Source organism: Streptococcus moroccensis (assembly GCF_030812835.1).
GTDB classification, from domain to species: Bacteria; Bacillota; Bacilli; order Lactobacillales; family Streptococcaceae; genus Streptococcus; species Streptococcus moroccensis.
Genome location: NZ_JAUSTM010000017.1, coordinates 1 through 10,008, shown reverse-complemented (window position 1 = coordinate 10,008; position 10,008 = coordinate 1). Strand labels below are relative to the sequence as shown.

Genomic DNA, 10,008 nt, shown 5'->3' with positions numbered 1-10,008 from the left:
AGGCATACGTCTTGACCTCTCTTATATGCATTAATATTGAAAAGAAACGGAGGACAGTATTATCGCAAATCAATCTATTGTTGACATCGTGACTGAGGTTGTGGCGCCAGCCATCCAGCCACCATATGAGCTTGTGGATGTTGAGTATGCTAAGATGGGTGGAGATATGGTCTTGAGTATCTTCATTGACAAAGAAGGGGGCATTTCCCTAAATGACACGGCTGATCTATCAGAGGTCATCAGCCCGCTATTGGATAGTATCCAGCCAGATCCTTTCCCGGATCAGTACATGCTGGAAGTGACCAGTCCTGGTTTGGAGCGACCGCTTAAGACAGCGGAAGCCCTTCAAAATGCTGTTGGCAAGTACATCAATGTTAGTCTTTATAAGGCTATTGATAAGGTCAAAGTGTTTGAGGGAGACCTTCTGGCCTTTGATGGGGAGACCCTTCAGATGGCCTATATGGACAAGACCCGCAAGAAGGAAGTGTCCATCCCTTACGAGACTGTTGCGAAAGCCCGTCTTGCTGTTAAACTCTAATCGTTAAAAAATTTAAAGGAACAAACATGAGCAAAGAAATGCTAGAAGCCTTCCGTATTTTGGAAGAAGACAAAGGAATTAAAAAAGAAGATATCATTGATGCTGTTGTAGAATCACTCCGTTCTGCCTATAAGCGTCGTTATGGACAGTCGGAATCTGCTGCGATTGAATATGATGAGAAAAAAGGAGACTTCCGTGTCTATACAGTTCGTGAAGTCGTGGATGAAGTCTTTGATAGTCGTCTGGAAATCTCCCTTAAGGATGCCCTTGCCATCAGCTCAGCCTATGAGCTTGGGGATAAGATTAAGTTTGAAGAGTCACCAACCGAATTCGGACGTGTAGCTGCGCAGTCTGCTAAACAGACCATCATGGAAAAGATGCGCAAGCAAACCCGTGCTATCACCTACAATACCTACAAAGAACATGAAAATGAAATCATGTCAGGAACCGTTGAACGCTTTGACAACCGCTTCATCTATGTGAACCTTGGAAGTATCGAAGCGCAACTCTCTAAACAGGATCAAATTCCTGGAGAAGTGTTCCAATCGCATGATCGGATTGAGGTATTTGTCTACAAGGTCGAAGACAATGGCCGTGGGGTCAACGTCTTTGTTAGCCGTAGCCACCCTCAGATGATCAAACGCCTCATGGAGCAGGAAATTCCAGAAGTTTATGATGGCACCGTTGAAATCATGAGCGTGTCGCGTGAAGCAGGTGACCGGACCAAGGTTGCCGTTCGTAGCCACAACCCAAACGTGGATGCTATCGGAACCATCGTCGGTCGTGGCGGTGCCAATATCAAGAAAATCACCAGTAAATTCCACCCAGCCAAGTACGATCCTAAGTTGGACCGCATGTTGCCTGTCGAAGAAAACATCGATGTGATCGAGTGGGTTGAAGATCCAGCTGAATTCATCTACAATGCCATCGCACCAGCTGAAGTGGATATGGTCCTCTTTGATGCAGAAGACGCTAAACGTGCTACCGTTGTTGTCCCTGACAACAAGTTATCGCTTGCTATTGGTCGTCGTGGGCAAAACGTTCGTTTAGCGGCTCACTTAACAGGTTTCCGCATCGACATTAAGTCTGCTAGTGAGTACGAAGCCCAGGAAGATCAATTCTTCCCAGAAGTGGCTCCAATTGAAGAAGACGCTGAGGCAGTAGAGAGCCTCGATGAAGCAGCTTGGGTAGATGTTGATGATGACATGTTGGCTGCTGCGGCAGAATTTGGAGTGGCTCCAGATCAGGAGTAGGAGGTAGAGGATGGTTAAAACCCGTAAAATCCCTCTCAGAAAATCAGTCGTTTCAAATGAGATTATCGACAAACGGGATTTGCTGCGCATTGTCAAAAACAAGGATGGTGAGGTTTTTATTGACCCGACTGGCAAGGCCAATGGTCGCGGTGCCTACATCAAATTAGACAATGACGAAGCAGCGCTTGCCAAGAAAAAGCTTGTTTTCAACCGTGCCTTTGGCGTGGACATAGACGAAGCTTTCTATGACGAGCTTATCGCCTATGTTGATCACAAGGTCAAAAGAAGAGAGCTAGGTCTTGAATAATCACCAAAAACTCTTAAATCTATTAGGACTGGCCCAACGTGCTGGAAAAGTGATTTCCGGCGAAGAGTTGGTGGTCAAAAGCATCCAGAACAATCAGGCCAAACTGATTTTTCTAGCCCAGGATGCTGGTCCTAATTTAACGAAAAAAATAACGGATAAATCCGACTATTATCAGGTAAACGTCTCCACAGCGTATACGACGCTGGAAATTAGCACAGCCATTGGCAAACCGAGAAAGGTTCTTGCCGTGACAGATGCTGGATTTGTAAAGAAGATGAGGTCTATTATGGAATAGAACAGGAGGACAAGGTATTGTCTAAGAAGAGATTAAATGAAATCGCCCGTGAATTGGGTGTTGCCAGTAAGGAAGTCGTCTCAAAAGCGCAAGAACTGGGATTCGATGTTAAAAGCCATGCATCAAGTGTCGAGTCAGAAGCAGCAGCTAAGATTGCAGCTAGCTTTGGAAACGCTAGTACGCCAAAAGCAGTGCCTGCAGAAAAGGCTAAGCCAGCGGTAAAAGCAACAACTAAACCTGTCGAAAAAACTGCTGAGAAGCCAGTTGAAAAACCAGTAGGTAAAGTAACGGAAGCGCCTGCCCAAAAAGCGGCAGAAACGCCATCTCAAACAGCACCTGTGGCTGATAAAGCTGTTGCACCAACAAGTGAGCCTGCCAAGGCAAATGCTCCTGCTGCTCCAGTGGCTCGCCCGCAAAGCCGAAACTTTAAGGCAGAGCGTGAGGCTAGAGCGAAAGCTCAAGGCAACCGAGGAGGTCAAGGCAACCGTCGCAACGATAACCGCCAGGATCGCGGTGGGCAATCAGCAGACAATCGTCGTTTTAATGATCGGCCAAATGATCGTCGTCAAAATAGCACGAACGATCGTCGCCAGGATAATCGTCAAGGCAACCGCGAGGGTCAAGGCCAAAACCGCCGTCAGGATAACCGTGGAGGCCAAGAACGTCGCCAGGACAACCGTAATGGTCAAAACCGCCGTAACGACAACCGCCAAGCGCAGACAGCACAGGCAGCGCCACGGATTGACTTTAAGGCACGTGCTGCAGCCTTAAAAGCCGAACAAAATGCGGCTTATGCGGCAGGTAGTGAAGAGCGTTACAAGCAAGAGCTAGCCGCTAAAGAAGCCCAACGTCAGGCTCAAGCTCGTAAGCCAAAAATCGAAGAGGTCTTTGTGGAGCCAGTGGCGGAAGCAACGCCAGCACCAACACCAGTTCCAACTCCTGCGCCAGTCGCTGAAAAACCAGTAGACAACCGTCGCAAGAAGCAAAACAAGACTGACAAGTCGCGTGACTTCCGTCAAGATAATGAAGACGGGCCACGCAACAAGCAAACGAATAGGAATCGAAATAACCAACAAGTGCGAAATCAAAGAAATTCCAACTGGAACAACAAGAAGAATAAACGTGGCAATAAAAATCAGGTGCAAAAACCGGTTACGGAGCGCAAGTTCCACGAGTTGCCGACAGAGTTTGAATACACAGCTGGTATGACTGTTGCCGAAATTGCAAAACGGATCAAACGTGAGCCAGCCGAAATTGTTAAGAAACTCTTTATGATGGGTGTTATGGCAACCCAAAACCAATCTCTCGATGGCGATACCATTGAACTCCTCATGGTGGACTATGGCATTGAAGCTAAGGAAAAAGTCCAAATCGATGATGCGGATATCGAACGCTTCTTTGTCGAAGATGGCTACCTGAACGAAGATGAGTTAACAGAGCGACCTCCAGTCGTTACCATCATGGGTCACGTTGACCATGGTAAAACAACGCTCCTTGATACCCTTCGGAATTCGCGTGTAGCCACTGGCGAAGCAGGGGGAATCACTCAACATATCGGTGCCTACCAAATCGAGGAAAACGGGAAGAAAATTACCTTCCTAGATACCCCTGGTCACGCAGCCTTTACGTCCATGCGTGCCCGTGGTGCCTCTGTCACTGATATCACCATCTTGGTGGTTGCGGCAGATGACGGTGTTATGCCACAGACTGTCGAAGCGATTAACCACGCTAAGGCAGCAGAAGTGCCAATCATCGTTGCCATCAACAAGATTGATAAGCCTGGTGCCAACCCAGAGCGCGTGATTGGTGAACTGGCAGAACACAATGTTATCTCAACTGCTTGGGGTGGCGATTGTGAGTTTGTTGAAATCTCAGCTAAATTCAACCAAAACATCGATGAATTGTTAGAGACTGTCCTTCTGGTTGCGGAATTGCAAGAACTCAAGGCTGACCCAACGGTTCGTGCTATCGGTACGGTTATTGAAGCGCGCTTGGATAAAGGCAAGGGTGCTGTTGCAACCCTCTTGGTTCAACAAGGGACTCTTAATGTGCAAGACCCTATCGTTGTCGGTAACACCTTTGGGCGTGTTCGTGCCATGACCAATGACCTTGGCCGTCGTGTTAAGGTGGCTGGTCCATCAACGCCAGTATCTATCACAGGTCTTAACGAAGCGCCTATGGCCGGAGATCATTTCGCGGTTTATGCCGATGAAAAAGCTGCGCGTGCAGCAGGTGAAGAACGTGCCAAACGGGCCCTTCTCCAACAACGTCAAGCCAATAACCGTGTGAACCTGGATAACCTCTTTGATACCCTTAAAGCTGGTGAAGTCAAGTCTGTTAATGTCATCATCAAAGCTGACGTTCAAGGTTCTGCAGAAGCCTTGGCAACATCCCTTCAAAAGATTGACGTTGAAGGAGTTAAAGTAACCATCGTTCACTCCGCAGTTGGTGCCATCAATGAGTCCGACGTGACTCTGGCGCAGGCTTCCAATGCCTTTATCGTAGGGTTTAACGTGCGTCCGACGCCAATGGCTCGCCAACAGGCAGAAGCTGACGAAGTGGATATTCGTCTCCACAGCATCATCTACAAGGTGATTGAGGAAGTGGAAGATGCCATGAAAGGGATGCTCGATCCAGAATTCCAAGAAAAAGTTATTGGTGAAGCGATTATCCGTGAAACCTTTAGCGTATCCAAAGTCGGTACCATCGGTGGTTTCATGGTCTTGTCTGGTAAAGTGACGCGTGACTCCAAAGTTCGTGTTATCCGTGACGGTATTGTGATCCATGATGGTGACCTTGTCAGCTTGAAACACTACAAGGATGACGTTAAGGAAGTAACGAACGGCCGTGAAGGTGGTCTCATGATTGAGAAATTCAACGACCTTAAAGTTGATGACACCATCGAAGCCTACATCATGGAAGAAATCAAACGGTAATCAGTTAATAATGCATTACCATAGATATACTATATTGCAGACGACAGTTAGCCTGACTGGCTGTCGTCTTTTATGACGATAGAAAGGAGAATTTCATGGGAAATTCATTTCGAACAGACCGAGTTGGCATGGAGATTAAGCGGGAAGTCAATGATATTTTGCAAAAGAAAGTGCGTGATCCCCGTGTCCAAGGCGTGACCATCACGGATGTGCAAATGGTCGGGGACCTCTCATCTGCCAAGGTCTACTACACCATCTTGAGTGACCTAGCTTCTGATAACGAAAAGGCCCAAACAGGTCTTGAAAAAGCTAAGGGAACCATCAAGCGAGAGCTTGGCCAACGCCTAACCATGTATAAGGTCCCAGACCTCGTCTTTGCCAAAGACGAATCCATTGCCTATGGCAATAAGATCGATGAGATGCTTAGAAACTTGAATAAAGACTAAAACATATCTCCAATGAGAGACATCCCAACAATTAGACAGAAGATCTAATTGTTGGGGTGTTTTTAAGTCTTTATATGAGTAACACGGAATTCATGATTGGTTAGGGAGTCTAAAAACTAGGGGCAAACCGACTAAATCTAATCACTGGAATAACTGTTTTTAAATTATCTGAATTGTTTTAGAACTTTCATACTGTGTTGACACTAAAATTAGTTTTAGTTTGCGCAAGTATTTCTGGTAATACAATTGGTTATTTGTTATACTATAATGGAAGTGACTATAAGGTTTAATAGTATTTTTAAAGCGATTGTTTTTAGGAGAACAGAAATATTCTACTTTTTCTGATTGATAATCACTTCCTTTGTCATAAGTAGCAATGAATCTGTTTTTTGCTATATGATGATGAGATAATTCAAATCATTTAGAATTGGGGATATAGAATAATGAAATTAAGAAATATATTAATAGCAGTTTTAATGATGGTTGCTTCAATGCTTTCGTCATCGAACTATGTACATGCTGAAGAGATCACTGATTTTAAAGTCATGGTGATGAAAGTTGTAACGGAAGAAAGGTATAATCAGTATTCTAGGTCTTTAGAGCCTATTGCTGGAATTAAATACCAGGGATCTGATGGAGAAGTATATACTTCGGATACGGAAGGAATAATTGAACTAAAGGATGTACCTGAAGAAGGATTGACACTAGCGTATATTGATTCTTCGGATGGTATAACCTATTTTCATCAAAAAGAAGTTAAAGTTAAAAAAGAAGATTTTTTTAATGGCTATACAACGATAGAGAAGTATATATACATCGCAGAAGAGACACTAATCCAAATAGGTGCAGAAGGTCCAGAAGGTGAAAGAATAAGAGGTTTTACAGCGGAAGCTAAGGAAGATGGGCAATCTATTCCTGTAAAACCGTCATATCCTTATGGTTTTAAAATAAAAGCAAGACCTGGTAAAACATATGAAATTTTTGGTGCAAATGTAGACCTATATGATGTGACTCCGGTATATGAATTTACCCTTAATGAGGAAGTGGAGGCAGTAGCCCAAGATAACGGTATTGATGTTGCTAAATTCTATCTCGATACTTTGGACTTGAAGTACAAGATGGCAGAAGGCAGTTCAACGGTAACATTAAATGTGCTAGATGCTTCTACAAAAAAACCACTTAAAGGGGAGTTTATTGAGTATCAATTAGCCTTAAAAGATGCGCCTAATGATTTCGTTTTGAAGGGAACAATGGATGAAAATGGTCAGATTGTTTTTAAAGATGTGCCAAAAAATTTCAAAGGCCAAACATTTGTCCTAAATCCTACTTATGAAACTGAAAATAATTATTTTTTATCCAATAATTTTGAATTTAAAGTTGAAAAGGATAATAGTCAGTTAGAATTTTCTGTATATGTTTCGAAAGAAAAGCAAGTAAAAGTCCGGCTTAGAGAGAACGATATGTATAACCGTTCAAAGGATATCAAAAAAGCTAATGTTTTAATAACTGTAGTTGACTCAATTTCTGGGGAATCCAATACGTTGTCTACAGATGAGAATGGGGAGGCTTATTTTACAGCCAAAACAGGCGTTAGATATAGTATATATGGTGATAGGATTGAAGGCTATCAGTTGCCCTTTAATTTAGACTATCAGGAATTTAGGGGATATGGTAGTTCTGAGGTAGCTATATATTACAGAAAAAATGATTCGGATTTGCCTATCCCTCCAGATCAGGATGAACCTACTGTCCCTGAGACAGAAGGTGTGCAAAAGTTTGATCGACTGGAAATCATTTTAAAAGGAAGTGATGAAAAAGGGTTAACTGGGGAATTCAAATTATATGCTCCGGCCAAGTATTATACAATTTATCCATATGAAGAATTGATGATAGTAAATGGAGAAAAGTATATTCAAATTAGGCCAGAGTGGAAACCGGGAGGGTATTCAGATCGTTTTAAAACTGCAGATGGCAGAGTGTCCATTACTGCTATCAGCACTTATTCAATGGAAGATGAATTAAGGGCGATCAACATAAATGAATTTGTGATTTTGCAGGAGAAAACGGAAGATGGATACGCGATTGAACGCCAACCGATTTTCTCTAATGAAAACGGAAACTTTGTAGTTGAGAATAAAAGAATTGATGAACGAAAAGTGTTATCTATTAAGATTCTTGATGGTTTCACGGGTGATATTATAGACGATGCTAATATTTCAGGTTTATACAGAGATCAGCAACATCAAAATTATCCAGATGATGACTCTGATATTGTGAACAATCAAGTTGAAATTAATGAAAATCAGAGAAAGCATTTCCTTCATAAAATTAAGAGTGATAACTACTGGTCAACGTTTGATTCTAAAGAAATAACTGATGAGGAGATTGAAAAAGGCGAGGCCCTCATCAAGCTATATCCAAAGACGCATGGAAGGGTGGTAATTGCCCCATCCATTCTAGTAAAAGACAACAATCGTATTGTAGCTAACCCCTATGAGGGGATAGTGGAAGTTTTAGATTCTACAGGAAATGTTGTCGATACGTTAGAGTTTAAAAATGGTGAGGCGGGTCCTGGAGGTCCCTATCCAGAAGGCATGATCATCGATGAAAATGCTATAACAAAGTGGTTGCCCTTGGGACATTATTTTATTCAGCTTGTGGACTCAAATGGAGAAACTCATAGGCAGGAACTAAGGGTTGATGAGGAGCATCTAGATGAATACGGACAAATGCTCAAACACTTTAGGGTATCTCCTTTGTTAAAACTAAAATTGAGTAAAATAGACAAATTCGTTCGTGCTAAGCTAAAAGGAGCAGAGTTTTCTATTTATAGAGCTCCAACTGGCGTTAGAGAAGAGGAGAAGGCAACTCCAGCTTTTCGTTCAATCATCAATACTCCTATAGAAAAAGAACCAGTTCGTGATTATGATGAACTTGGATATTATTACAATTACAATAATCAGGTTTGGAAATTTTATCAAAAAATAAGCATTGACGAAAATGGAAATATTAAAATTATTGGGGATGATACGAGTCGTTCAGCTTTTTTAGAGTTGGCTCTATTTGAAGATGCATTAGGTGGATATTTTGGAAATGAACTTTTATCTACAGAGTATAAGTATCTTCTCGTAGAAACTACGCCTCCAGAAGGATATATATTAGATTCTACGCCAATTGAAATTGGTAAAATGACAGATAAATCTATAAAAGTAGAAGTTATACCAGAAAATCAAAGTGTCAGAGCGAAAAGAATTTACGCTTTTGATGACTTAATTAAAGAAAACACGTTTATTAAACTCTATAGGCAAATTGAGGATGGTATTTTAGAAGAAGTTCCGAATGCTCCAACCTTAAAATTTGAATCCACTAAGACTTATGTAGAGTGGCAGGGGATTGAGTTAATGGACACGGATGGGAATCCTTACCAATTTGTAGCCAAGAATGTGGGTGAAAATGAAGTTGAGTACACGGGAGACAGTATAATTATCTCTAACGAACCATCTGTAAGAAATATAAAAATCACAAAACAATGGTTTGATGAGTATGGTAAAGAAATTGAAAAACGCGATAATCTATCTACAAAAGTTGATCTAAAAGCTAACGATGATACCGTTAAAACTTTGGAGTTGTCCGATAAAAACAATTGGGAGGTTTTGGTAAGTAATCTTCCAGTACTTGCTGATAATGGAGTTCCAATTGACTATTCTGTTAAAGAAGTTGGCGAAAAAGATGGGAAAATTTCTCTTGGAGGGGAAGATTACCGAGTTGAAATAGTAGGTAATCCCGTAGAAGGCTTTACGATTACAAATAGTAAAACAATTCCACTGACCCCAATGACTCCTCCGACACGAACGCTTAAGGTGAGTAAGATCTGGAGTGGAATAGATGGAAAAGCCATAGACGGACCAGTCGATGCCATCACAGTAGAGCTCTTTAAAGATGGTCAAACCACTGGTGCAACGCTTGAGCTGACCGCTGCTAATGGATGGACCTCTCAGTTTACGAACTTGCCAGTCTCAGCGACTTTAGGCGGTGCTGAACACGAGTATACCATTAAAGAAGTTGGAGAAGAAGAAGGTTCCATCCAAGTCAATGGCACCTGGTATGGCGTTAACTATGGTGGTACGATGACAGATGTCTTGACAGTCACTAATAAAGCGAAGGTTCCACTGACCCCACTGATTCCTCCAACACGGACGCTTAAGGTGAGTAAGATCTGGAGTGGAATAGATG

At 42.5% G+C, this 10,008-nt stretch carries 7 protein-coding genes; all 7 read left to right on the top strand.

Annotation, left to right across the window (positions count from 1 at the left end):
* The first annotated feature begins 58 nt into the window (after window positions 1–58).
* Entirely contained in the window at window positions 59–538 is a 480-nt protein-coding gene (gene rimP, locus J2S23_RS08265) for a ribosome maturation factor RimP (RefSeq protein ID WP_307122282.1), read from the top strand.
* A gap of 26 nt (window positions 539–564) precedes the next feature.
* Complete coding sequence (nusA, locus tag J2S23_RS08260) at window positions 565–1,791, top strand: transcription termination factor NusA (RefSeq protein ID WP_307122246.1); 1,227 nt, start codon at window positions 565–567, stop codon at window positions 1,789–1,791.
* A gap of 10 nt (window positions 1,792–1,801) precedes the next feature.
* Window positions 1,802–2,098 (top strand): RNase P modulator RnpM, encoded by a 297-nt coding sequence (rnpM, locus tag J2S23_RS08255; RefSeq protein WP_307122245.1) that lies wholly within the window; start codon window positions 1,802–1,804, stop codon window positions 2,096–2,098.
* Entirely contained in the window at window positions 2,091–2,393 is a 303-nt protein-coding gene (locus J2S23_RS08250; RefSeq protein ID WP_307122244.1) for a YlxQ-related RNA-binding protein, read from the top strand. The genes rnpM and J2S23_RS08250 overlap by 8 nt, the downstream gene beginning before the upstream one ends.
* A gap of 17 nt (window positions 2,394–2,410) precedes the next feature.
* On the top strand, window positions 2,411–5,329 hold the full coding sequence (gene infB, locus J2S23_RS08245) for a translation initiation factor IF-2 (RefSeq protein ID WP_307122243.1): 2,919 nt from the start codon (window positions 2,411–2,413) through the stop codon (window positions 5,327–5,329).
* Window positions 5,330–5,424: 95 nt separating this feature from the next.
* On the top strand, window positions 5,425–5,775 hold the full coding sequence (gene rbfA, locus J2S23_RS08240; protein ID WP_307122242.1) for a 30S ribosome-binding factor RbfA: 351 nt from the start codon (window positions 5,425–5,427) through the stop codon (window positions 5,773–5,775).
* Window positions 5,776–6,218: 443 nt separating this feature from the next.
* Window positions 6,219–10,008, top strand: a 3,790-nt coding sequence (locus tag J2S23_RS08235; RefSeq protein ID WP_307122241.1) for a Cna B-type domain-containing protein, incomplete at its 3' end; no start/stop codon positions are given.